General features: G+C 70.5%; 20 protein-coding genes. 9 read left to right on the forward strand and 11 right to left on the reverse strand.

Features of this window, described 5'->3' with window-relative positions:
* Nucleotides 1-47 precede the first annotated feature (47 nt).
* On the forward strand, nucleotides 48-1,265 hold the full coding sequence (gene rocD / locus ACQP2E_RS34360) for an ornithine--oxo-acid transaminase (RefSeq protein ID WP_433827133.1): 1,218 nt from the start codon (nucleotides 48-50) through the stop codon (nucleotides 1,263-1,265).
* A gap of 89 nt (nucleotides 1,266-1,354) precedes the next feature.
* On the opposite strand, the gene ACQP2E_RS34365 is transcribed toward rocD, so the two are convergent.
* Nucleotides 1,355-2,509, reverse strand: a complete 1,155-nt coding sequence (locus ACQP2E_RS34365; RefSeq protein WP_433827134.1) for an FHA domain-containing protein — start codon at nucleotides 2,507-2,509, stop codon at nucleotides 1,355-1,357.
* Nucleotides 2,510-2,666: 157 nt separating this feature from the next.
* Here ACQP2E_RS34365 and ACQP2E_RS34370 point away from each other — a divergent pair, with 157 nt between their 5' ends.
* Entirely contained in the window at nucleotides 2,667-3,479 is an 813-nt protein-coding gene (locus ACQP2E_RS34370) for a hypothetical protein (protein WP_433827135.1), read from the forward strand.
* On the opposite strand, the gene ACQP2E_RS34375 is transcribed toward ACQP2E_RS34370, so the two are convergent.
* Both ACQP2E_RS34375 and ACQP2E_RS34380 read right to left on the reverse strand, forming a co-directional pair.
* A complete protein-coding gene (locus tag ACQP2E_RS34375) occupies nucleotides 3,436-4,506 on the reverse strand; it encodes a 1-acyl-sn-glycerol-3-phosphate acyltransferase (protein WP_433827136.1) in 1,071 nt (356 codons plus the stop codon). The genes ACQP2E_RS34370 and ACQP2E_RS34375 overlap by 44 nt on opposite strands.
* On the reverse strand, nucleotides 4,506-5,357 hold the full coding sequence (locus ACQP2E_RS34380; RefSeq protein ID WP_433827137.1) for a patatin-like phospholipase family protein: 852 nt from the start codon (nucleotides 5,355-5,357) through the stop codon (nucleotides 4,506-4,508). Before ACQP2E_RS34380 ends, ACQP2E_RS34375 begins: the two co-directional genes overlap by 1 nt.
* A 47-nt stretch (nucleotides 5,358-5,404) precedes the next feature.
* On the opposite strand from ACQP2E_RS34380, the gene ACQP2E_RS34385 reads away from it, so the two are divergent.
* Both ACQP2E_RS34385 and ACQP2E_RS34390 read left to right on the forward strand, forming a co-directional pair.
* On the forward strand, nucleotides 5,405-5,788 hold the full coding sequence (locus tag ACQP2E_RS34385; RefSeq protein WP_433827138.1) for a MerR family transcriptional regulator: 384 nt from the start codon (nucleotides 5,405-5,407) through the stop codon (nucleotides 5,786-5,788).
* Nucleotides 5,767-6,117, forward strand: a complete 351-nt coding sequence (locus ACQP2E_RS34390) for a thioredoxin family protein (RefSeq protein ID WP_433827139.1) — start codon at nucleotides 5,767-5,769, stop codon at nucleotides 6,115-6,117. Before ACQP2E_RS34385 ends, ACQP2E_RS34390 begins: the two co-directional genes overlap by 22 nt.
* A 127-nt stretch (nucleotides 6,118-6,244) precedes the next feature.
* Here ACQP2E_RS34390 and ACQP2E_RS34395 read toward each other — a convergent pair whose 3' ends face one another.
* The 7 genes from ACQP2E_RS34395 to ACQP2E_RS34425 all read right to left on the reverse strand — a co-directional run bounded on the left by ACQP2E_RS34395 (nucleotide 6,245) and on the right by ACQP2E_RS34425 (nucleotide 15,546).
* On the reverse strand, nucleotides 6,245-6,460 hold the full coding sequence (locus ACQP2E_RS34395) for a hypothetical protein (protein ID WP_433827140.1): 216 nt from the start codon (nucleotides 6,458-6,460) through the stop codon (nucleotides 6,245-6,247).
* A 52-nt stretch (nucleotides 6,461-6,512) separates the two neighbouring features.
* Nucleotides 6,513-9,662, reverse strand: coding sequence for a cyclic nucleotide-binding protein (locus ACQP2E_RS34400; protein ID WP_433827141.1), 3,150 nt, complete (start codon nucleotides 9,660-9,662; stop codon nucleotides 6,513-6,515).
* Between the two features lie 210 nt (nucleotides 9,663-9,872).
* Entirely contained in the window at nucleotides 9,873-11,615 is a 1,743-nt protein-coding gene (locus ACQP2E_RS34405) for a trypsin-like peptidase domain-containing protein (protein WP_433827142.1), read from the reverse strand.
* A gap of 39 nt (nucleotides 11,616-11,654) precedes the next feature.
* A complete protein-coding gene (locus tag ACQP2E_RS34410; RefSeq protein ID WP_433827143.1) occupies nucleotides 11,655-13,229 on the reverse strand; it encodes a sensor histidine kinase in 1,575 nt (524 codons plus the stop codon).
* 10 nt (nucleotides 13,230-13,239) lie between these two features.
* Nucleotides 13,240-13,953, reverse strand: coding sequence for a response regulator transcription factor (locus tag ACQP2E_RS34415; protein ID WP_433827144.1), 714 nt, complete (start codon nucleotides 13,951-13,953; stop codon nucleotides 13,240-13,242).
* Between the two features lie 76 nt (nucleotides 13,954-14,029).
* A complete protein-coding gene (locus ACQP2E_RS34420) occupies nucleotides 14,030-14,791 on the reverse strand; it encodes a lysophospholipid acyltransferase family protein (protein ID WP_433827145.1) in 762 nt (253 codons plus the stop codon).
* Nucleotides 14,788-15,546 (reverse strand): GNAT family N-acetyltransferase, encoded by a 759-nt coding sequence (locus tag ACQP2E_RS34425; protein WP_433827146.1) that lies wholly within the window; start codon nucleotides 15,544-15,546, stop codon nucleotides 14,788-14,790. The genes ACQP2E_RS34420 and ACQP2E_RS34425 overlap by 4 nt, the downstream gene beginning before the upstream one ends.
* Before the next feature lie 93 nt (nucleotides 15,547-15,639).
* Here ACQP2E_RS34425 and ACQP2E_RS34430 point away from each other — a divergent pair, with 93 nt between their 5' ends.
* From ACQP2E_RS34430 to ACQP2E_RS34450, 5 genes are all read left to right on the forward strand, one after another.
* Nucleotides 15,640-16,284 (forward strand): hypothetical protein, encoded by a 645-nt coding sequence (locus tag ACQP2E_RS34430; RefSeq protein ID WP_433827147.1) that lies wholly within the window; start codon nucleotides 15,640-15,642, stop codon nucleotides 16,282-16,284.
* A 128-nt stretch (nucleotides 16,285-16,412) separates the two neighbouring features.
* Nucleotides 16,413-20,165 carry a multifunctional oxoglutarate decarboxylase/oxoglutarate dehydrogenase thiamine pyrophosphate-binding subunit/dihydrolipoyllysine-residue succinyltransferase subunit gene (locus tag ACQP2E_RS34435; RefSeq protein WP_433827148.1) on the forward strand — a complete coding sequence of 1,251 codons (3,753 nt, stop codon included), beginning with the start codon at nucleotides 16,413-16,415 and terminating at the stop codon, nucleotides 20,163-20,165.
* A 60-nt stretch (nucleotides 20,166-20,225) separates the two neighbouring features.
* The gene (locus ACQP2E_RS34440) at nucleotides 20,226-20,405 is read left to right on the forward strand and encodes a DUF6104 family protein (protein ID WP_433827149.1); all 180 of its coding nucleotides are present in this window, start codon (nucleotides 20,226-20,228) and stop codon (nucleotides 20,403-20,405) included.
* 62 nt (nucleotides 20,406-20,467) lie between these two features.
* Nucleotides 20,468-22,534 (forward strand): phosphate acetyltransferase, encoded by a 2,067-nt coding sequence (gene pta / locus ACQP2E_RS34445; protein WP_433827150.1) that lies wholly within the window; start codon nucleotides 20,468-20,470, stop codon nucleotides 22,532-22,534.
* Nucleotides 22,531-23,637: an acetate/propionate family kinase gene (locus ACQP2E_RS34450; RefSeq protein ID WP_433827151.1), complete on the forward strand. Its 1,107-nt coding sequence runs from the start codon at nucleotides 22,531-22,533 to the stop codon at nucleotides 23,635-23,637. Before pta ends, ACQP2E_RS34450 begins: the two co-directional genes overlap by 4 nt.
* On the opposite strand, the gene ACQP2E_RS34455 is transcribed toward ACQP2E_RS34450, so the two are convergent.
* Nucleotides 23,634-23,798 (reverse strand): hypothetical protein, encoded by a 165-nt coding sequence (locus ACQP2E_RS34455; RefSeq protein WP_181557985.1) that lies wholly within the window; start codon nucleotides 23,796-23,798, stop codon nucleotides 23,634-23,636. The two genes, ACQP2E_RS34450 and ACQP2E_RS34455, sit on opposite strands and share 4 nt — an antisense overlap.
* Nucleotides 23,799-23,825 lie beyond the last annotated feature (27 nt).

Consider the following 23,825-nt stretch of genomic DNA (forward strand, 5'->3'; position numbering starts at 1 on the left):
GGCGTCGCAGCCGAGGGCCAGAAGAGCATGGCAAAGGAGGCAACGGCATGACGACCGTCGAGTTCCGTACGCCGGACGCGCTGGCCGAGGCCGAGCGCTGGACCGCGCACAACTACCACCCGTTGCCGGTCGTGGTCGCCGAGGCCGAGGGCGCCTGGGTGACCGACGTCGACGGCCGCCGCTACCTCGACTTCCTGGCGGGGTACTCGGCGCTGAACTTCGGGCACCGGCACCCCGCTCTGATCGCCGCGGCGCACGCCCAGCTGGACCGGGTCACGCTGACCAGCCGCGCGTTCGTGCACGACCAGTTCGCCGACTTCTGCCGTGGGCTCGCCGAGCTCTGCGGCAAGGAGCTGGTCCTGCCGATGAACACCGGCGCCGAGGCCGTCGAGACCGCGATCAAGGTGGCCCGCAAGTGGGGTTACCGGGTCAAGGGCGTGGACGACGAGCGTGCCGAGATCATCGTGGCGGCCGGCAACTTCCACGGGCGCACCACGACGATCGTCAGCTTCTCCACCGACCCGGAGGCGCGGGCCGACTTCGGGCCGTACACGCCGGGCTTCGTGGTGGTCCCGTACGGCGATCTGGAAGCCGTCCGCAAGGCGATCACGCCGAACACCGTGGCCGTGCTCATGGAGCCGATCCAGGGCGAGGCGGGCGTGCTCGTGCCGCCGGCCGGCTTCTTCGCCGGTGTGCGTGAGCTGTGCACCGCGCAGAACGTGCTGATGATCGCCGACGAGATCCAGTCCGGCCTGGGCCGGACCGGCCGTACCTTCGCGATCGAGCACGACGAGGTCGTCCCGGACATGTACGTGCTCGGCAAGGCCCTCGGCGGCGGCATCGTGCCGGTCTCCGCGGTGGCCGCCGACCGGTCGGTGCTGGGCGTGCTGCGTCCCGGCGAGCACGGTTCCACGTTCGGCGGCAACCCGCTGGCCTGCGCCGTCGGCGCCGAAGTGGTCCGGCTGCTGGCGACCGGCGAGTTCCAGGAGCGGTCCGCCCGTCTCGGCGCCCACCTGCACGCGGGCCTGGAGGCGCTGATCGGCAAGGGTGTCGTGGGCGTACGCGGCCGGGGCCTGTGGGCCGGCGTCGACATCGACCCGCTGCTGATGACCGGCCGTCAGGCGTGCGAGCGCCTTGCCGAGCGGGGTGTGCTGGCAAAGGACACCCACGGCTCGACGATCCGGCTGGCCCCGCCGCTGGTGGTCACCGAGAAAGACCTGGACCACGCGCTGACCCAGCTGGCCGCGATCCTGAAAGCCGCCTGATTCACAGATCTTGTGGATTTCCGCGACAACGGTGCCGCGGAAATCCACAAGATCGAAAGCAGGACCGAACGCAAGCAGGAGGGTGAAGCTCAGCGACCCACCGGCCGGAACGCCATCGTCGGCGCTTCGGCCATCACCGATTCCGGCTGCACCACGCCACCTGTCGCCCAGAGCTTCGACCGCCCGATGTTGACCCCGGCGTACAGCTCCACCACGTCCTCGGCGGCGAGGATTCGGCTCTCCTGACGTTTCAGGCTGAGCCGCGCGTCGTCGTCGAGTGAACCGCCCGGACGGATGCCGGATCCGTTCGTGCTGACGTCCGTGACTGTCACCTCGCCGCTGCGCAGCGAGAACTGCACGTGACCCCGGCTGATCCATTTCCGGGCGTCGTCGGTCAGCCACTGTCCCAGCATGACCCCGCCGCCGCCCTCGGGCGCCCGGCCCACCACGACCGGCTGGTCGTCGGAGACCACGAATCGCTGCCGGATCACGCCGTCGATGCGTACCGAAAAGACCTCGGTGGTCGGCCGCGCCCCGGCGTCCTTGAGCCGCTCGCCGTGGCGCGGACAGGTGGGCGCGCCGGCCCGCAGGGCCGGAGGCGGCTGCGACACCGGGCTGGTGAAGGTCCGCATGTCGGAGAAGAAGCTGTCCGCGTCGCCGGTGCCGCTCGTGCTGTAACTGGTGCAGTTCGGCGCGGGGCAGCTCCAGATCCGGGCCAGCAGCCGCTCGCCGAGCGGTGAGCGGGGCACCGGAGGAGTCACCTCGCCGCGGCCAACCCGCGGGACCAGGATCGGCCCGCCCTGGTTCGACACCAGGGCCAGCAGGCGGCCGGGGTCGCTCACCCACGGGCGGCGGTCGCGGAAACGGTCCTCCCGGTCCCGGGTGAGCACCGGCAGGCCGAGCATCTCGGCGACCTCGAGCACCCGGTCGTCGAGCTGCGGAACCACCTCGATCTTGCCGTCGTCGGCCCAGCGCCGGACAACCATGCGCTCGTTCGACGTCAGGTCGGTGTCGGAGATGAGGCCGCGCGGGGCAACCGCGTAAACCGGCACATTCTCCTCGGCGACCAGACGGCCGAGCGCGTCGACCAGCAGACCGAGCCGGACCAGACTGGCCGGACGGCCACCGTCAAGGTCGGCATAGCGGACGACCTCGGACAGGTCAACCACTGCCCGGGCGAGCGCCGGGTCGGTGGTGAGCCGGACCTCAATGGCGTCGAGGACCTTGCTGACCTCGAATCTCACGAGCCCTCCCCAGGATTGCGCGTACCTGGCCCATCATGCCCGTCACATGATCGGTCTGGAAATCCGGGCGTCCGCGAGGCCGGACTTGTCCGTTTGCGAATTCATCCCATCGGGAACCTCCCCATCGACCGACGTCACCGATGCAGGGAGAACCGATATGCGGAAACTCGTACTGGCCTCGGCGACAGCCACACTCGCCCTGGCAAGCAGCGCGGGTTGCGCCGCGAACAACGCGGCCGAGCCGAGGTCGTCGTCGTCGCCGATCGTGGCGCCGAGCATCTCCGCGGCCTCCGCCGGCCCGGCCGCCTCCGCCGACCCGGCCGCCACCGCCGCACTCGGCAGGGCCACCGCCGCGCTCGGCACGCAGAGCTTCACCATGACCGTGACCGCCGGAACCGGCTTCGCGCTGACCGCGCTGATCGACCCGCCGACCGGCAAGGGCACCGCCGAACTCACCGCCTCCGGCCCGAGCACCGAGGTGACCGTGAAGTCCCTGCTGATCGGCCAGGATCTGTACGCGCAGATCCCCGGCATCACCAGGGACGGCACCTGGACCCACCTGGACATGAGCCGGCTGCCGGAGGGCGCGAACATCGGCCTGCGCCCGGGCCGGATCGATCCGGTGGACACCGCCAACCTGCTCGCGTCGACCACCGACGTGAAGGCCACCGGCGCTGACACGTACGCCGGAACTGTCGATCTCACGAAGGCGGCCGGCATCGCCGGCCTGGACCGGGTCACGATCGACGGGTACGGCGCCGCCGCCCAGCACATCCCGTTCGTCGCCGCGGTCGACGACCAGGGCCGGCTCGCCACCCTGACCCTGGAGCCGCCCGCGGTTCAGGGCAACCAGATCGTGCCGATCACCGCCAAGTACACCGATTACGGCCGGCCCGTTGCCGCCGAGAAGCCGGCGGCCACCGAGATCATCGAGGCGCCGGAGGACGTGTATCAGGTGCTCGGCGGCTGACCGTCCACAAGGGCCGGGACGCCGGGCGGTTCTCCTCGATCCACGCGTCGATCCGGGCCCACCAGTCGTAGAGCCAGTCGACGCGTTCCTGCTCGTCGGCCGGCACTTCCTCGGGTGGGACGCTCCAGAACCGCATCACCAAGCGCTTGTCCATCGGCAGCTCGCGCCAGACGTCGGACACCGTGATCATCCGGTCCAGGCCGGTATGCGCCACGAAGATCACTCCGGCGTCCGGCGCGGCTTCGATGGCGGCGAGCAGACCGCCCGGTTTTGGTGGCAGCAGGTTGCGCAGGTGCTCGGCGCGCTCGGCCATCTCGTCCAGGCCGCTGGCCCGGAGCCGGGCGATCGCGTTGATCTTGCGGCGCGGGGTGAAGTTGCCACCCTCCGGGAAGATCACGAAGGCGTCGTTGTCGTCCAGGCCGGTGGCCAGCTCGCCGATCTGCTCCTCCAGCGTCGACGTGCCGGTACGCCCCGGCGAGATGAACCGATTGGGCAGACGATTGAGCAGCACGTCCACCGCCGGATCCCACTGCAGGGCCGCTTTCAGCACGATCCGCGGCTCCCGTTCGAACCAGTTCACCAGGGCGTGGATCAGCGTGAACGAGTCGCCCGGTCCAGCGTGCCGGCTCACCACGATCTCCGGACGGCCAGGCATCCCGGTGTCCGGGTCGGTGCCGACCACGTCGATCGACAGATGCAGCGACCAGCGGGCGAACCAGAACATGCTTCGCAGGAACCAGCCGGTGAGCACGTAGTGCGCACGCTGGAACGTGGGATTGCGGATCTTCCAGCCGAACCCGGAAGCCAGCCAGAGGATCGCCAGCGCGACAAGTGCCGCAGCGTCCCAGACCAGGTAGACGATGAGCAGGAAGACCACCCGCGGCACCCGCAGCCGTCCGGGCACGAACGGCGACACGGCCAGGGCGAGCAGCAGCCAGATCGGCAGGGTGGTGACCAGGGTGATCGCGAGCACGACCACCAGCGGCGCGAGCACCGCGCGGCGCACCCAGATCGGCGGCAGGCCCATCACTGCCCCGGATTCGGCGCGGGATGCACATTGGCCGCCAGATAGCGGCGGGAAGCGGTGTACGCACGACTGATCCGGCGGCCGACCGAGGCCATGTCCCGGTACGCCCACGGCGAATCGTCCCGGGTCTCGCCGCCGCCGCTGGGGAGAACATGCACCCGTACATCGTCGGGCAACGATGCAAGCTCGCGGGCGAACCGGTGCCGCCGAGCGATCTCGAACGCCACCTGCGCCACCTCCCACGGCCGTTTCGGCACCGCCAGCTGGCGTTCCACCCGGCCCACCTGCAGCACGAAGATCAGTTTCGCGCCGATCCGGACGGCCTCGCCGATCGGGATCGAGTTCACGATGCCACCGTCCACATAGTGCTCGCCCCCGATCTCCATGGGTGGCAGCAGGCCTGGCACGGCCGAGGAGGCGAGCACCGCGTCGACAAGCGGCCCGCTGTCGAACCAGTGCTCGGCGGCCCGCTCGATGCTCGCGGCGCAGCACCGGAACGGAACCTTGAGATCACCGAACGTGGTGCCGTCACCGAGTTCGCTCTCCAGCAGCCGGCGCAGCGGCCGGGGCGAGTGCAGATGGGTACGCGCGGCGAAGCGGCGCATCTGCCGGCCGAGCGAGTCACCGTAGACCGCCGCCGCCTCCGGCGAGGTCCAGAGCCGCAGCAGCCGGTCGGTGACCCCTTCGGACGGATCCGCGGCGACAAGCGCGCCGTTGACCGCGCCGATCGAGGTGCCGACCACGACGTCAGGCCGGAACCCGGCGCGGAACAGAGCCCGCAGCATCCCCACCTCGACGGCGCCGAGCACACCACCGCCACCGAGCACGAACGCCACCGGGCTGTTGACCATGTATCCCATCTTGCCCTGACGCCGGTGTGAAGGCATACCGTCGGCCCATGCTGATCGGTGAGCTCGCCGAACGGGCCGGCACCAGCCCGCGCACGCTGCGCTATTACGAGGAGCACGGCCTGGTCCGTCCCCGGCGCGACGCGAACGGCTACCGCCAATACGACGACGCCGAACTCCGCGTCGTGCACGAGATCCGCGCCCTGCTCGCCGACGGTTTCGGCGTCGACGACATCAGGCCGTTCGTGGACTGCCTGCGCGCCGGCAACACCGCCGGCCACGTCTGCCCAGACGCCGTAGCGGTTCTGCGCCGCCGTCTGGCCGAAGTGGACGGATATCTCACCCAGCTCACCGACGTCCGCCGCCGCCTGCACGAACAGCTTGACCAAGCCATCGAACACCGGGAGATCCGTTGCCTGCTGAACCCCTGCTGACCGTCACCGACGAGACATTCGCCGCCCTCGTCCTCAACTCCCCGGTCCCGACCATCGTCGATTTCTGGGCCGCCTGGTGCCCACCCTGCGGCCCGATGACCCGGGTCCTCGCCGAGCTGGCAACCGAACTCGGCCCCGGCGTCCGCATCACCACACTGGACGTGGACACCAACCCGCGCACAACCCTCGAATACCGAGTCCACTCCATGCCGACGCTGCTCTTCTTCACCGCCGGCACCCTGACGAACACCCTGATCGGCGCCCGTCCCAAATCACTCCTCCGCCAAACCATCCATACAGCCCAAACCCCCTACACCAACGCAAACTGACCCACTCACTCTCTTTGTCGGTACGCCCTAAATCTCACCACACGCACCAACCGCGTACCCAAGTTCCTCGCCACGTGCCGCCCCTCCCGCCGGCGCCCTCCGGCGCCACCACCGGCGTCCCCTCGCGCTAGTCGAGCTCGGGCATGGCGACCGGCTGTGGTCGGGGACGGCAGCTGCCGCACTGGACCGCGTCCTCGACCACCAGGGCCTCGGCGCGGTCACGGGCGACCGAGCGGGTGACCTCAAGCAGGTACGGGCCGAAGCGCGCGTGCTCGGCGCACACGCCCCGACCGCAGAACCGGCAGGTGGCGCGGGCACCCTCGGCACAGAACCAGCACAGCATCAGCGGTCCTCCTCAGTACAGAACCAGCAGCGCATCAGCGGTCCTCCTTTGATCAGCCCGCGGACGTCCCCGTGCTCGGCTGGTCCGTTGTCGGGTCGTCGCTCGGCTCGGTCGGGTCTTCGCTGGTCGGGTCGTCCGTCGGAGTGGTGCTGGTTGCCGGGGCGCTGCTCGGCGCGGACGACGTGCTGCGGCTCGGGGCAGGACGGCTCGTCGGGACCGTGGTCGGCGCGGTGGTCGGCTGACGGGTCCGGGTCCTCGTCGGGTCCGGGTCGGGGCTGTCGGTCGTCTCGGCCGGGCGGGTGGTCTGCGCCGGTGACGTGGCCGGAGCCGACGACGACGGTACGACCGACGCGCTCGGCTCGGCCGGGAACGTGCCCTCCTCGATCGGATCCTCGCTGGGGTCGGCCGACGGGGGTTCGACCACTTCGCCGTCACCACAGCTCAGGCCGGCACCGGTAGCCGGAGCTGCGGCGCCCGCGACGGTGACCTCGCCGGACGCCACGGTGACGGTGAGCGGATCGACGGCGAACCACGCGTTGCCGGAGTTGGCGACGTCGCCCTGAGTACGCAGCACGGTCAGGCTGAGCGGCTGGTACGCCCCGCTCCTGCTCGTCGTGCCGGCGAGCACCCGGCCACTGCCCAGAGCCAGCCGGCCGGACGGCTGCGGCCGGCGGCCGTTCGCCGTCTCGGCGGCAGTCAGCTCGGTCGACGAACCGCCGCACAGCACCACGCTCGCGCCGCCCGGGAACGTCAGCAGAGCGCGTCCCGAGTCCGGAACCTTGATCTCCGAGCCGGCCGCGAGGTAACGCCGCTCGCTCGGCAGCAACGTCGTCTGATCGGTGGTGGCCTGGCCGCGCTGCACGGTCAGCAGCACCCGCTCGGCCGGCATCTCCGCCCAGGCCGGGCCGGGCTTCAGGTTGAGCGCGGCGCTGACCAGGGCGAACACCAGCAGGATGCTGGCGAAGGCCCACATCCGGCGCTCGAAGTGACCGTCCACGTCGTACGGACCGGGCTCGTCCGGCGGGCCGGGCGGCACGGCCAGAGGCGGATGGGCGGCGCCGGGGCGGACGGCCACCGGGGCGCCGGGGCGCAGCGACGGCATCGGGGCGCCCGGCCCGCGCCCGCCGACCAGGGGCGGCAGGATCGACGCGTCCGGGATGATCCATAGCCGGACCGGGGTACGCGTCTGCGCCACCGCTCCGGGGCTGCCGTCACCGACCGGGCCGACCAGGGTGCCGCGCCGCAGCTCGGTCCCGTCGGACATCGCGATGACGCCGGACTCGACCACCACGGCGTGGGTCGGGCCGGGCAGCACCACCGGGACACCGGGCTCCAGATCCGCCGGGTACGCGCCACCGATGAGCGCGAGGCACTGGTCGTCCTCCAGCCCCGCCAGGGCGGGAGTGTCGGCGAAGAGCGCTTCCGCTTCCGCCCGCTCCTCCGGCGGCGGTCCGGGCATCGGGCCGATCAGAGTGGACACCGTGTCGGCCGGCACGGTCAGCAGGGTCGCGCCGGAGGCGGCGTACCAGTCCAGCCGCGCGCTGCGGCCGGTGAGCGCGCCGGCCAGCCCGGCCAGGCCGCCCGGACCGGCGTGGTGCCGGATCGTGCCGCCCGGATCGCCGGGGCGGCGGCCGTGCAGCGCGCCTTCGACCACCACGTGGACGGCGGCGTGCTGCTCGCCCGCGCGGACCAGCTGACGGCCGGCCGGCGGGCGTTGCCAGCGGGCGTACGCGGCCAGTTCGTGCAGCACCGGCTCGGGCAGGCCGCCCAGCTCCGATGCGTGCAGGGCGGCCAGCCGGCGGGGCAGGTCGGCGTCCCGATCACGTTCGGCGGCGCGCTGCCGCCAGCGGCGCCAGCCCGCGCCGACCCGGCCGAGCAGGAAGTGCAGCGCCGGGGCGAGCAGACCGACGACCACCGCGATGAGGAGCAGCCGGCCGCCGAAGCCCTCGTACCAGAGACCGGTGGCGAGGCCGTGGACCCGATCGGTCCACAGGCGGTAACCGAGGCCGGCCGCGACGAGCAGCCAGAGCACGCCGAGCAGCGCGTAGAGCGCAACGATCCGGCCCTCGCGGTCCAGCGCCGAGAACCGTGGCCCGCGGCGGCGCAGACGGCCGGAGAGCCAGGAGAGCGCGCGTGCCCGCAGGTCGGGGATCTCCAGCCAGTCCATCAGCAGGTAGTGGCCGTCGAGCGGCAGCAGCGGGCTGAGGTTGAAGAACATGTGCAGGTAGAACAGGAACGCGAGCTTGAACGCGAAGCCTCCGGTCGCGGGCACGGCGAGGCCGATCACCTGGACCAGCCCGGCCAGGCCGAGCGCGGCTGCCGGACCGGCGGCGGTGACCGCCATCCGGGCACGGCGGCCCGCCATCCACACGTCGCTGGTGTCGACGAAGACCGACGGGATTCCGAAACGGAGCATCAGGCCGGCGGCCGGGACCTCCCGGCCGACCCGTTTCGCGGCGAGCGCGTGACCGAATTCGTGTATCGCCAGCGCCAGCACGTTGAGTAGCACCAGGCCGATCGCACCGAGTAGGTACGAGTCGTTCACCAGGAAGAGCGACCGGCTCCCCCGTTGCCAGGTAGCCCCGAACAGCCCCGCGCCGGCGACGGCGAAGACAGTCCCGATCCAGAACGCCACCCGGGTGAAGAGTAAGCGGCCGCCACCGCGGTACAGCGCGCCGATCAGGCCGTCCACGTCGACGGAGAGGACCCGGCGACCGCGCACGGCGGCCACCAGCGTCCCGCCGACCCGTTTCGGCAGCGGCTCCCGGCGGATCTCCCGCAGCGGCCGGAAGGCGTCCATCGGAAGCTCTTCCAGCATCCGGTTGGCGGCCAGGTCGGCGACGACCCGGCGGACCTGGTCGGGAGCGAGCCGGCCGGCGATCCGGGCGAACTCGGCGACCAGCCGGGCGACCGTGCCGCTCCCGTCCATCATCATGGCGAGCTGGTACTCGTCCGGGCTCAGGCGCAGGTACGAAGCCCGCCCGCCCTCTTCCGGCGAGCGCAGCATGACGTACCGGCCGCCGCGGACCGTGGCCCGGTGCCGGATCTCGATGCCGGCGCGCAGCACCGGGCGGGCGCTGGCCGGGTCGAGCCGATCGGCGACCGTGTGCCAGAGACCGGCGTCGGCCGGTCCGGACGGCACCCCGGGGGCGCGTCCGGCCAGGGCTTCCCAGACGTTGGTCCGGGGTTCGACGTACGTCAACTCGCAGGGCCTCTCACTCCACAAGACAACGCCCAGAGGGCGAATGGAGAGTAGGCGGTCGCCTGGGCAAACGCGAGTCTGGTGCGGCAAAAATCGCCGTTTGGTCGCGAAGGTCCTGAATCACGACATAGATAGGAATACGGCGGGTGACGCGCCCACCCCCGGGTCACGTCACCCGCCGTAGCGAGAGGGTCGTCTGTGTGGAGCCCGTTACTGGGCCTCTTGGAGTGTCACCGTGACGGTCTGCTCACTACCGTTTCGGGTGAACGTGATGGACAGCTTCTGGCCGACGGTGCCGGCCTGGACCGCCGCGACCAGATCGTCGGACTCGTCGATGGCCTTGCCGTCGACCTTGGTGACCACGTCACCCTGCTGAAGTCCCGCCTTCGAGGCCGCGCTGTCAGCGGTGACCGTGCTGACCAGGGCCCCGCCGTTCTCACCGTCGGTCACGCTGACGCCGAGCGCCGGGTGGCTGACCTTCTTGCCCGCCATCAGCTGGTTGGCGACGTCGGCCGCCTTGTTGCTCGGGATCGCGAAGCCGAGGCCGATGTTGCCGGAGCTGGAGCCCGAGGTGGCGATCGCCGAGTTGATGCCGACGACCTCGCCGTTCGTGTTGACCAGCGCGCCACCGGAGTTACCCGGGTTGATCGGGGCGTCGGTCTGCAGCAGGCCGGTCATCGTGGTCGAGGCCGACTGCTGTTGCTGCTGCTCCTGGCTGCCGCCGAACGGGTTCTGCGGCGTCTGCTCCTGCTCGTCCTCGCTGGCCGACTGGATGGTCCGGTCCTTGGCGCTGATGATGCCGGCGGTCACCGAGCCTTCCAGCCCGAGCGGGCTGCCGAGAGCCAGCACCGTGTCGCCGACCTGGATCTGCGAGCTGTCGGCGAACTTCGCCGCTTTCAGCCCGGAGACGCCGCTGGCCTTGACCACGGCGAGGTCGGTGCGCTCGTCGGTGCCGACGATCGTGGCGGTGGCTTTCGTGCCGTCCGCGAAGATGATGTTGACCTTGCCGTCGGTGGCGGTCGAGACCACGTGATTGTTGGTCACGATGTAACCGTCGGCGCTGAGCACGACACCGGAACCCTCACCGGAGCCCGTCGTGATCGAGACGACGCTGTCCTGGACCGCGGCGGCGATCTCGGCGAGCGAGGACCTGTCGACCACCCGGGTGACCGAGGAGTTGCCGGTCTGCACGCTCTGCGGGGTGCTGCCGTCGTCGAGGGCCAGAGCTGTCGCGGCGCCAACACCGCCCGCGCCGAGCGCGATCAGCACGGCGGCCGCACCGGCCAGGAAGATCTTGCGGCCACGGCCGGAGCGCTGCGGACGCTGGTCGCCGCCGGCCCACGGCGGGACGACGCCCTCAGCGGTCTGGGTGCCACCGGGCTGCCAGGCTCCGGCGTACGCAGCCTGCTGCGCGTAGTCCTGGTAACCGGTCTGCTGGTAACCGGCGTAGCCCTGCGGGGCCTGGTAACCCTGGTAGGGGTGGCCGTAGCCGTAGGGCTGGCCGGTGACCGGGTCGGTCGCGGAGGAGTAGGGCTGCCCGGAAGCGGGCTGAGCGTAAGCCGGCTGGGCTGACGCCGGCTGGGCCGAGGTCGGCTGGGCGGCCGGGTCCTGCGGCGCCTGCTGCTGCGGGGCTTGCTGCTGCGGGGCCTGCTGCTGCGGGGCCTGCTGCGTCTGCTGCCAAGGCGCCCACGGGCTCTGCGGCGCGGCGGGCGGCTGGGGTTGCACGGGCTGCGGCTGGGCGAACTGCTCCTGGGCGAGCTGCTCCTGGGCGGGCTGCGACTGAGCCGGCTGCGGCTGGGCGGCCGCGGTGTTGTGGGGTGCCGCGGACTGGGGAGCGGCGGTCGGCGGCACAATCGTCGGCTGTGCGGCGGTCGGCTGCTCAGACTCCACCCGCGCCGCGCTGTCTCCAGCGACGGCGTCCGCGGGCCGCGGGTCGGTCTCGTTCTCGTTCATGCGCTTAACTCTGCCCTGTCGTACTCGTACCGAACTGTGTTACCCCTGGACGTTTTCTGTGAACCCTTTATCGGGATTTATGGTGGGCAACGTGACGCTGAAGGTCGCGCCCTTGCCACCCTCGGAGTGAACCTCGACAGAACCTTGGTGCGCACGGACGATCGCCGCCACGATCGCGAGGCCGAGCCCGGTCCCGGTGGCCTCCCGATCGGTGTTGCGGGTACGCGCACCGTCCGCCCGGTAGAACCGCTCGAAAACCCGCTCCCGTTGCTCCGGGCTGAGCCCCGGCCCGGTGTCCGCGACCTCGACCACCGCCGTGTCGCCCTCGCCGGCGTGCAGCCGTAGCGTCACTGTCGCGTCGGCCGGGGTGTGCACCAGAGCGTTGGTCATCAGATTGCCGATCACCTGGCGGAGCCGGGCGTCGTCCCCGTACGCCACGAGTCGTTCCGGCTCGTCGCGCACTTCGAGGAGGATCTCCCGGTCCGGCGCCATCGCCTCGGCGGCCTGCACCGCGTCCAGCGCGAGCACCGGCAGCTCCACCGGGGCGAGCGTGAGAGGGCGTTCCCGATCGAGCCGGGCCAGCAGCAGCAGGTCCTCGACGAGCAGGCCCATCCGGGCCGCCTCGTCCTCGATGCGCCGGACCAGCCGGGCCACCGCGTCCGGATCGGAGACGGCACCCTGCCGGTACAGCTCGGCGAAACCGCGGATCGTGGTTAGCGGGGTCCGCAACTCGTGCGAGGCGTCCGCAACGAACTGCCGCATCTTGCCCTCGGACTCCAACGCCCGCGCCTCGGAACCCTGCGCCGCCACGGCCGCCTCCCGCGCCGCCTGCTCGGCCGCGAGGGCCGCCTGCTCGGAGTGCGCGCGGGCCAGGAAGGCCGTCTCGATCTGGGCGAGCATCGCGTTCAACGCGCGGGAGAGCCGGCCCAGCTCGGTGGTGGGATCGCCGTCGTTCTCCTCCGGGTCGGGCACCCGGCGGGTCAGGTCGCCTGCGCCGATCGCCGCTGCGGTCCGCTCGATCTGCACGAGCGGGATGAGCGTCTGCCGGACCAGCGCCGCGCCGATCGCCGCGAGTGCCACCAGCACCGCGCCGCCGACCAGGAAGTCGACCCAGACGAGCCAGGCGATGACCGCGTCCACCCCGGACATCCGCTGGCCGACGTAGAGAGCCGAGTCGTTGTCGGTGCGGACCACGAGCATCCGCCAGGTCATCGTGCCGTCGACCGACCGGGTCGTGTACGGCGTGCCGTCGTGCTTGCTGATCTCCTCGACACCGGTGAGGATCCGCGGCAGCTGGCCCGCGGTGTAGTCGCCGCCGACGTCGATGTCGCCGACCCCGGTGATCGACTTGGTGGTGGTCAGGTAATCCGAGGGCAGCACGATCCGGGACCCGGTGAAACCGGCCTTGATCCGGGCGTACGCGAACCGCTTGAGCTGATCGTCCATCCGGCTGATCAGGTAGGTGTTCAGTGCGTACGTGCTTGTCGCGCTGATCAGGGTGAGCGCGGCGAAGACCAGGACCAGCACCGACGCGACCAGCTTGGTCCGCAGGGAAATCTTGCGCAGGGTCGGGTGCAGCGGGATCGAGCCGCGAACCCGCTCAGCCAATTTCATCGCCCGGCGCCTAGACGGCGGGTTTGCGCAGGACGTATCCCACGCCGCGAAGCGTGTGGATCAGTCGGGGCTGGACGTTGTCCACCTTGCGGCGAAGGTACGAGATGTAGGACTCGACGATGTTGTCGTCACCGCGGAAGTCGTATTTCCACACGTGGTCCAGGATCTGCGCCTTGGAGAGCACCCGGTTGGCGTTGAGCATCAGGTAACGCAGCAGCTTGAACTCGGTCGGCGAGAGCTGCACCCGGCTGCCCGCCCGGTAGACCTCGTGCGTCTCCTCGTCCAGCTCCAGGTCGGCGAAGACCAGCCGGGACGGCTGCTCCTCGCCCGCTGTGGTGCGGCGCAGCACCGCCCGGATCCGGGCGGTGAGCTCCTCAAGGCTGAACGGCTTGGTGACGTAGTCGTCGCCGCCGAGCGTCAGCCCGCGAATCTTGTCCTCGGTGCCGTCACGAGCGGTCAGGAAGACCACCGGGGTCCGCTGGCCGCCCTCGCGCATCAGGCGGATGACCTCGAAACCGTCGAGGTCGGGAAGCATGACGTCGAGCACGACGAGATCAGGCGCGGAGCTGCGCGCGGCACTGACGGCCGCGCTGCCACTGGTCGCGGTGGTGACATCGAACCCGGCGAAACGCAGGCTGGCGGAGAGCAGCTCGAGGATGTTCGCATCGTCCTCGACGACGAGCAGTTTCGCCTCGCTCTGCTTGGGCTGGGTCTGAACGGCCATGGCGCCATTCTTTCGCCGTCCGCTGCGCCATGGCTGCACACTTGCTGAAAATTATCTGTGAGAGTCACCCCGCCGATCAGGCGGCGAGGCGGTAACCGCCCACTCCCATGCTGGACTGCGCCGCCCGAGCCAGCGCCTGGCGGCCGGCACCCGGCTCCGGCCGCAGCGCCGGTGCCGCCGCCAGGGTCACGGTGAGCCTGCGGACCCGGGCCACACGCAGCACCGATTCCCAGAGCGTGTCCTCGCCGACGAACGCGGCCTCGGTCGAGTCGTAACTGATCGAGATCGGCACCACCGGCGCTCCCGCGTCGATCGCCGCCTGGAACAGCGCCGGACGAAACGGGCCGTGCTCGGTGCCGCAGTAGGTCGTACCCTCCGGAAAGAGCGCGACCGAGCGACCGCCGCGAAGCGCGGCAGCGACCTCGCCCACCGTCCTGGGCAGCGTCTTCGGCCTGGTCCGATCGATAAAGATGGCGCCGCTGCGATCCGCGGTCGCGCCGATGGCCGGCCACTCCCGCACATCGTGCTTCGCCACCAGCCGCACCGGAACCACCGAGTACAGCGCGACGATGTCCAGCCAGGAGACGTGGTTGGCGACCAGCAGGCTGCCGGGTCGCGGCACCGCGCCGCGCCAGACCAGACGGATACCGAGAACCGCGAGGATCGCGCGGGGCAAGGCCTGCAGCGCGGCGCCGCGCAGCAGCGCCGCAGGCAACAGACCCGTCAGGAGTACGCCGATGAGCGCGACCACCCGCAGTGTGGCGGTGACCGGCGGCACCTGCGCGTGCCCGCCCGGCCGGCAGTCGTCATCGCACCCGGAGGCGGGGTGCCAGTTCATCGGGTCGCACCCAGGAAGTGCCGGCGGTACCGCGGGTCCAGCCGGTCCATCGAGAAGAGCACGTAGAAGTCGGCGCAGTCGAAGTCCGCGTCGTACGCCGGCTCGCCGCAGACCCAGCTGCCCAGCCGCAGGTAACCCTTGAGCAGCGCGGGAACCGCTGTCTTCGGGTCGCCGGCCAGACCTTCCGGCGGCGTCCACGGCCGGCGCGGGCGAACCCGCATGGCCGGCGGGGAGAGGTGCTTCGCGTTGATCCGTTCCCGGACGCCGGCCGCCGTGACGCCACCGTCGGCGAGCGGCACCGAGGCGCATCCGCCCAGCCAGCGCAGGTTGTTGAGGTGCATGTACCGGGCGATGCCGGCCCACATCAGGTTGACCACGGCGCCGGAGCGGTGGTCCGGGTGCACACAGGACCGGCCGGTCTCGACCAGGTGGTCCCGCAGAGGTCGGAGGGCGCTCAGGTCGAACTCGCCGTCCGCGTACCGGCGGCCGGCCAGTTCCGCGGCGCGCGGCGGGAGCATCCGATAGGTGCCCACCACCTCGCCGGTCGAGTCGTCCCGGACGAGCAGGTGATCGCAGTACTGGTCGAACTCGTCGGTGTCGAGTCCGGCCGGCCCTGCGAGAGTGGCGCCGAGTTCGCCGGCGAAGACCTCGTGGCGCAGCCGCTGTGCTGCCTCGACGAGGCTCGCGTCGTCCGCGATGAGAAGCGTGTAGCCGCTGGTCCCGGTGGGTGCGGCGGCTGTCATCAGAACTGCCATGGGATCTGTGTAAGGGTGACAACTGCCGATGGCGTGTCGGATCAGGAGGCGATGCGTGACCGGCGGATGAACGACTTGTGCGAGAGTCGGTGGATGCTGATCCCGGATCGCTTCAACGGCCCGCCCGGCACCGGCAACGGAGGCTGGTGCGCAGGAGTGTTCGCGCAGGCCACGGGCGTGCGACCGGCACAGGTGACGCTCCGGGTCCCGCCTCCGCTCGGCGTTTCCCTCGACCTGCGCGACGACTCGATCTGGGCTGGGGGGACGCTTGTCGCCTCGGTCGCGAAGGCACCCTCCATCGGTGATGGCGTGCCACCCGTTTCGCGGGACGAGGCGGTCGCGGCGTCGGCCGGATATCCCGGTTTCACCTCGCACCCCTTCCCCACCTGTTTCGTCTGCGGGCCGGATCATCCGGACGGCCTGCGGATCTTTCCGGGGGTGCTGGCGGACGGGCGGACGGCGGCGCCGTGGACGGTCCCGGACGAGGTCTCCGAGCCGACCATGTGGGCCGCGCTGGACTGCCCGGGAGGGTGGGCCGCGATCGCCACCGGCCGGGCGTACGTCCTGGGCCGGATCGCCGCGCAGGTGCTGGCCCTGCCGGCACCGGGCGACGAGTGCGTGGTGGTCGGCGCGGCCACCTCGATCGAGGGCCGCAAGGCGATGGTCGATTCGGCGGTTCACGGTCCGGACGGCCGAAGGCTCGCAATCGCGCGGGCGACCTGGATCACGACCGGCTGACGCCCCGCGCAAGCAGATCTCGCGGAAGGCAGTTGGTCACAGAGTGGACGTCCGGTCGGAGGGCGCTCAAGCACGGCGTAGCCTTGAGCGGGAATCCTACCCGTCCCGCGTGACGGAGCAGTCACGTGATGACAAACACGGTGAAAGAGGCGAACGCGGCAGTGTCGACGCAGCAGACTTCGCAGGACAATCCACTCGCGGACTTCGGTCCCAACGAGTGGATCGTCGATGAGATGTACCAGCGCTACCTGGCCGACCCGACCAGTGTCGACCCCGCCTGGCACGACTTCTTCGCTGACTACAAGCCGGCGATGGCATCGGGTTCGATCGCGACTCCGGACGAGGCCAAGGCGGCCACCGCCACCGCGTCCGCGGCGAAAGCGGGCACGGACGCTCCGGCTGCGGCCACGGTGGCCCCGGTCAAGCCGGTGACCCCGGCGGCCGCGCCCAAGGCCGAGCCGAAACCGAAGCCGGCACCGGTGGAGAAGGCCGCGCCCAAGCCCTCTTCCAGCGGCAACGTGCCCTCCGACGCGAAGACCACTCCGCTCCGCGGGGTCGCTTCCAAGATCGTCCAGAACATGTCGGCCTCGCTCGAGGTCCCGACCGCCACCTCGGTGCGCGCGGTCCCGGCCAAACTGATGGTCGACAACCGCATCGTGGTCAACAACCACCTCTCCCGTGGGCGTGGTGGCAAGGTCAGCTTCACCCACCTGATCGGCTGGGCGCTGATCCGCGCGGTGGTGGCGCACCCGGAGATGAACAACTCCTTCGCCGAGATCGACGGCAAGCCCAACCTGGTCCAGCCGGAGCACATCAACCTCGGCATCGCGATCGACCTGGCGAAGAAGGACGGCTCCCGCAGCCTGGTCGTCCCGTCGATCAAGAACTGCGAGACGATGGACTTCCGTCAGTTCTGGCAGGCGTACGAGGACGTGGTCCGGCGCGCCCGTCGCAACGAGCTGACCATGGAGGACTACTCCGGGACGACGATCTCGCTGACCAACCCCGGCGGCATCGGCACCGTCCACTCCATCCCGCGCCTGATGAACGGTCAGAGCGCCATCATCGGCGTCGGCGCGATGGAATACCCCGCGCCGTACTCCGGTATGAGCGACGAGATGCTGACCGAGCTCGGCGTGAGCAAGGTCACCACGCTCACCAGCACGTACGACCACCGGGTCATCCAGGGCGCGCAGTCCGGCGAGTTCCTCAAGGTGATGCACGAGCTGCTGCTCGGCAACCACGGCTTCTACGACGAGATCTTCACGTCGCTGCGGATCCCGTACGAGCCGGTCCGCTGGGTTCGCGACGTGGCCCGCACCTCCGAGGGTCAGATCGACAAGGCCGCCCGGGTGGTGGAGCTGATCCACGCGTACCGGGTGCGCGGTCACCTGATGGCCGACACCGACCCGCTCGAGTTCACCATCCGCAAGCACCCCGACCTGGACGTGCTCCAGCACGGCCTGACCCTGTGGGACCTGGACCGGACCTTCCCGGTCGGCGGCTTCGCGGGCAAGCAGAAGATGAAGCTGCGCGACGTGCTCGGTGTGCTGCGCGACAGCTACTGCCGCCGGGTCGGCATCGAGTACATGCACATCCAGGACCCGGAGGAGCGCCGCTGGGTCCAGGAGCGCATCGAGGTCAAGTACACGAAGCCGGACGCCGAGGAGCAGAAGCACATCCTGCACCGGCTGAACGCCGGCGAGGCCTTCGAGACCTTCCTGCAGACCAAGTACGTCGGTCAGAAGCGGTTCTCGCTGGAGGGCGGCGAGTCGCTGATCCCGCTGCTCGACGCGGTTCTCCAGTCGTCCGCCGAGGCCGGCCTGGACGAGATGGTCATCGGCATGGCCCACCGCGGCCGGCTGAACGTTCTGACCAACATCGTCGGCAAGCCGTACGAAAAGATCTTCAACGAGTTCGAGGGTCAGATGGACCCGAGGTCGGCCCACGGCTCGGGTGACGTGAAATACCACCTGGGCCAGACCGGCAAGTACACGACGCCGGACGGCGAGAGCTCGACGACCGTCAGCGTGGTGGCGAACCCGTCGCACCTGGAAGCCGTCGACCCGGTGCTCGAGGGCATCGTCCGGGCCAAGCAGGACCGTCTCGACCTGGGCCTGCACGGTTACACGGTGCTGCCGGTGCTGGTGCACGGCGACGCCGCGTTCGCCGGGCAGGGCGTGGTCGCCGAGACGCTGAACCTGTCGCAGCTGCGTGGTTACCGGACCGGCGGCACGGTGCACGTCATCGTGAACAACCAGGTCGGTTTCACCACCGCGCCGGAGTACAGCCGCTCGTCGATGTACTCCACCGACGTGGCCCGGATGGTCGAGGCGCCGATCTTCCACGTGAACGGTGACGACCCCGAGGCCGTCGTCCGGGTCGCCAAGCTGGCGTTCGAGTACCGGCAGACGTTCAACAAGGACGTCGTGATCGACATGGTCTGCTACCGGCGCCGCGGTCACAACGAGGGCGACGACCCCTCGATGACCAACCCGCGGATGTACCAGATCATCGACACCAAGCGCAGCGTGCGGAAGCTCTACACCGAGGAGCTGATCGGCCGCGGCGACATCACCGTGCAGGAGGCCGAGGAGCAGCTGCGCGATTACCAGGGTCGCCTCGAGGACGTCTTCAAGGCCACCCGGGACGCCGGCGCCACCCCGCCCCGCCCGCACAGCCTCACCGAGGAGGCCGAGCCCGAGGTGCAGACCGCGATCGGCGCCGAGGTGGTCCGCGCGGTCGGTCAGTCGCACGTCGAGCTGCCCGAGGGCTTCACCCCGCACAAGCGGGTCCAGCAGCTGCTCGACCGGCGCGCCAAGATGTCGTCGGACGGCGGCATCGACTGGGGCTTCGGTGAGCTGATCGCGTTCGGATCGCTGCTCGGCCAGGGTGTCACGGTCCGTCTCGCCGGCCAGGACTCGCGGCGTGGCACGTTCACCTCGCGGCACGCCGCCATCGTCGACGCGAAGACCGGCAAGGACTTCCTGCCGATCTCCACGATGGCGACCGGCAGCGCCCGGTTCTTCGTGCACGACTCGCTGCTCAGCGAGTACGCGGCGATGGGCTTCGAGTACGGCTACTCGGTGGAGAACACCGAGGCGCTGGTCCTCTGGGAGGCGCAGTTCGGCGACTTCGTCAACGGCGCCCAGTCGATCGTGGACGAGTTCATCTCCTCCGGCGAGGTGAAGTGGGGCCAGCAGTCGTCGCTGGTACTGCTGCTCCCGCACGGCCAGGAGGGCCAGGGCCCGGACCACTCGTCCGGCCGTCCCGAGCGGTTCCTGCAGCTCTGCGCGCAGGACAACATGCGGGTGGCGAACCCGACCACTCCGGCGAACTACTTCCACCTGCTGCGCCGCCAGGCTCTCAGCAGCAAGCGCAAGCCGCTGGTGGTCTTCTCGCCGAAATCGCTGCTGCGCCACAAGCTCGCGGTGTCGTCGGTCGCCGACTTCACCGAGGGCACGTTCCAGCCGATCATCGGCGACGCCGGGATCAACGGCACGCAGCTGGACGCGAACGCGGTGAAGCGGGTTCTGCTCTGCTCCGGCAAGGTCTACTACGACCTGTTCCAGGCGCGGGCCGAGCGCGGCAACACCGACACCGCGATCATCCGGATGGAGCAGATCTACCCGCTGCCCGTCGAGGAGCTCAAGGCGGTGCTCGCGCAGTACCCGAACGCCGAGGACTTCGCCTGGGTCCAGGAGGAGCCGGCCAACCAGGGCGCCTGGTCGTTCGTGGCGCTCAACCTGCTCGAGCACCTGGAGGGCGTCCGCCTGCGGCGGATCTCCCGCCCGGCCGCCGCCGCCCCGGCGGTCGGCTCGGCGAAGATGCACGAGGCCGAGCAGGCGGCGCTGGTCGAGGCCTCCCTGCCTCGCCCGTGACGTACGCGAAGTGAAGGGGCCGCTCCGGGAAACCGGGGCGGCCCCTTCTACTATCCGGGCATGTACTTCACCGACCGTGGCATCGAGGAACTCGTCCAGCGTCGTGGCGAGGAGACCGTGACCCTGGAGTGGATCGGCGAGCAGCTGCGCACCTTCGTCGACATGAACCCGGAGTTCGAGACGCCGATCGAGCGCTTCGCCACGTGGCTGGCCCGTGCCGACGAGGACGACGACGAATAGATCTCACCCTGTCCGGGACTTTCGGCCCGGCCGCGTGGTGGTCCTGCCGGTAGGTTGAATCCGTGGCACGCAGTGTGTACGTCGCGGGCTTGGGCCCCGGTGTCGGTAAAGGAACCGTGGCGCTCGGCATCGTCGAGTTGCTGTCCCGGCGAGTCGCTCAGGTGGCGGTCTTCCGTCCCCTGGTGGCCGGCCAGGACCGAGATCCGCTTCTCTCCGTCCTTCGTGATCGCTATCCCGGCCCGGTGCCGTACGAGGAGTCCTTCGGCGTCACCATGGCCGAGGCGTCCGCGCTGGTCGCCGACGGCCGCCGGGAGGAGCTGATCGGCCGGATCGTGGAGCGTTACCGGGACGTGGAGCGGCGCAGTGCGGCCGTCGTCGTGATCGGCAGCGATTTCTCCGACAAGGCTGACGAGGGCCGCGAGGAACTGCCCCGGGAACTGGCCTTCAACGCGCGCCTGGCGACCGAATTCGGCAGTGTGGTGGTCCCGGTCGTCAGCGGCGAGGGGCGTACTCCTGAGTCGCTCGCGGCGGCGGCGCGTAGCGCGTACCACTCGCTTGTTGATCTGGGCGCGACCGTTCTCGCGGTGATCGCCAACCGCGTGCCCTTTGATCTTGAAAAGATCAACGGCCTGCCGGTCCCGGTCTGGGCGATGCCCGAGGTCGCGGCCATCGCCGCGCCGACGGTGGCCGAGGTCGCTGCCGCGCTGGACGCCACGGTCTTCATGGGTACGCCCAGCGCCCTCGATCGCGACGTGCTGGATTACGTGGTCGGTGCCGCCCAGGTGCCCACCGTCCTGAAACACCTGACCGAGGGCGCACTGCTGATCACTCCTGGCGACCGCGCGGACCTGCTGGTGGCGGCGAGCGCCGCGCACGCGGCCGGCACGGCCACCCTGGCCGGTCTGGTGCTGACCCTGGGCGAGCCGCCGGACCCGCAAGCCGTCAAGGTCATCGAGCGTCTGAACACCGGACTCGCCATCCTGATCTCCAAGGCGGACAGCTATCACACGATCGCGGCGGCCGGCCGGATCAAGGCGGAGCTGAGCACACCCCGCAAGGTCGAGGCGGCGCTCGGCGTCTTCGAGAAGAACGTGGACACCGCGGAGCTGTCGCGGATGCTGGACGTGGCCCGCTCCGGCCGGGTGACCCCGCTGATGTTCGAGAACGATCTGATCGACAAGGCCCGCGCCGACCGGCGGCACCTGGTGCTCCCGGAGGGCACCGAGGAGCGGATCCTGCGGGCCACCGAGACCCTGCTGCGGCGTGACGTCGCCGACCTCACCCTGCTCGGCGACCCGGCCGAGATCACCCGGCGGGCCCGGGAGATCGGCGTGGAGATCGGTGGGGCGCACCTTGTCGACCCGGCAACCGCCGAGTGGCGCGAGGACTTCGCGGCCCGGTACGCGGAGCTGCGCAAACACCGCGGCGTCACGCTGGACCTGGCGTTCGACGTGGTCCGCGACGTGAACTACTTCGGCACCATGATGGTCGCGGCCGGCCTGGCCGACGGCATGGTCTCCGGCGCGAACCACACGACGGCGGCCACCATCCGGCCGGCCTTCGAGATCATCAAGACCGTGCCGGGGCTGTCGGTGGCGTCGAGCGTCTTCTTCATGCTGCTCGCCGACCGGGTCCTGGTCTACGGCGACTGCGCGGTCAACCCGGACCCGGACGCGGCACAGCTCGCCGACATCGCGCTCTCGTCGGCGCAGACGGCTGCCGCGTTCGGCATCGAGCCACGGGTCGCGATGCTGTCGTACTCGACCGGAAGTTCCGGGTCCGGCGCGGACGTGGACAAGGTCGCGGCGGCCACCGCGCTGGTCCGCGAGCGACGGCCCGACCTGCCGGTCGAGGGACCCATCCAGTACGACGCGGCGATCGACCCGGCCGTCGCCGCCGCGAAACTGCCCGGCAGCCTGGTGGCCGGAAAGGCAACCGTCTTCGTGTTCCCCGACCTGAACACGGGGAACAACACCTACAAGGCCGTGCAGAGGTCGGCGAACGCGGTGGCGGTCGGCCCGGTCATGCAGGGTCTGCGCGCGCCGGTCAACGACCTGTCCCGTGGCGCCACGGTCAAGGACATCGTGAACACGGTCGCCATCACGGCGATCCAGGCGGGAGCGAGATGACCCGGGTACTCGTGCTCAACTGCGGCTCGTCGTCGCTGCGGTACCGGCTCTACGACGGCGACGAGGTGCTCACCAAGGGCCTGGTCCAGCGGATCGGCGAGGCCGACGGCGACGTGGCCGACCACGACGAGGCCCTGCGTACGCTGATGGACGACCTGGACCTGACCGGGCTGTCCGCGGTCGGCCACCGGGTGGTGCACGGCGGCGAGCGGTTCACCGCGGCGACCGTGGTGGACGACGACGTGCTGGCCGCGATCGAGGAACTCATCCCGCTGGCCCCGCTGCACAACCCGGGCGCGCTGACCGGGCTGCGGGTGGCCCGCAAGCTGCTGCCGGACGTACCGCAGGTGGCGGTCTTCGACACCGCGTTCCACGCGACGATCCCGCCGGAAGGCGCGCTCTGGGCGGTCGACAAGGACCTCGCGAGCCGGTGGGGCCTGCGACGGTACGGATTCCACGGGACCTCGCACGCGTACGTGTCCCGGGAGACGGCACGGGTGATCGGCAAGCCGGCCGGCGAGGCGAACGTGATCACACTGCACCTCGGCAACGGCGCGAGCGCCGCCGCTGTTCGCGGCGGGCGGAGCGTGGCGACGTCGATGGGCATGACCCCGCTGCCCGGCCTGGTGATGGGCACCCGTTCGGGTGACATCGACCCGAGCCTGATCTTCCACCTGCACCGGGTGGCCGGCCTGTCGCTCGACGAGATCGAGGACACGCTGACCCGGAAATCCGGGCTGCTCGGCCTCTCCGGCGCCAACGACATGCGTACGGTCCTGGAGCGCGCCGACGCCGGTGACGAGGACGCGCGGCTGGCGTTCGACGTCTTCTGCCGGCGGATCCGGGAGTACGTCGGGTCCTACCTGGCAGTGCTCGGCCGGGTGGACGCGATCACGTTCACGGCCGGGGTCGGCGAGAACGCGCCGCTGGTCCGGGAACACGCGCTGGCCGGGCTGGAAGCACTCGGCATCACGGTGGACCCGGACCGCAACGCTCGCAATGAGTTGATCATCTCCCCGGACGGATCACCGATCACCGTGTGTGTGGTGCCGACCGAGGAGGAGCTGGAGATCGCTTCGGAGGCCCGGAAGGCCGTTTCCTAGAGCGCGAGCCAGGTTACGAGTGCGATCAGGACGACGAGGGCGACCACGCCACCGATCACGAACGGCAGCTTGGACGACGACGACTCGGAGTCGGACGTCGTCCGGGTGAACGCGCGGAACGCCTCGGTGTTGCCGCTGGGGTCGACGCTGTTGTCAGACATGCGCCGACCCTAGCGAAACGGGTCAAG

It is taken from the genome of Actinoplanes sp. CA-015351 (genome assembly GCF_050955685.1).
Classification (GTDB): Bacteria; Actinomycetota; Actinomycetes; order Mycobacteriales; family Micromonosporaceae; genus Actinoplanes.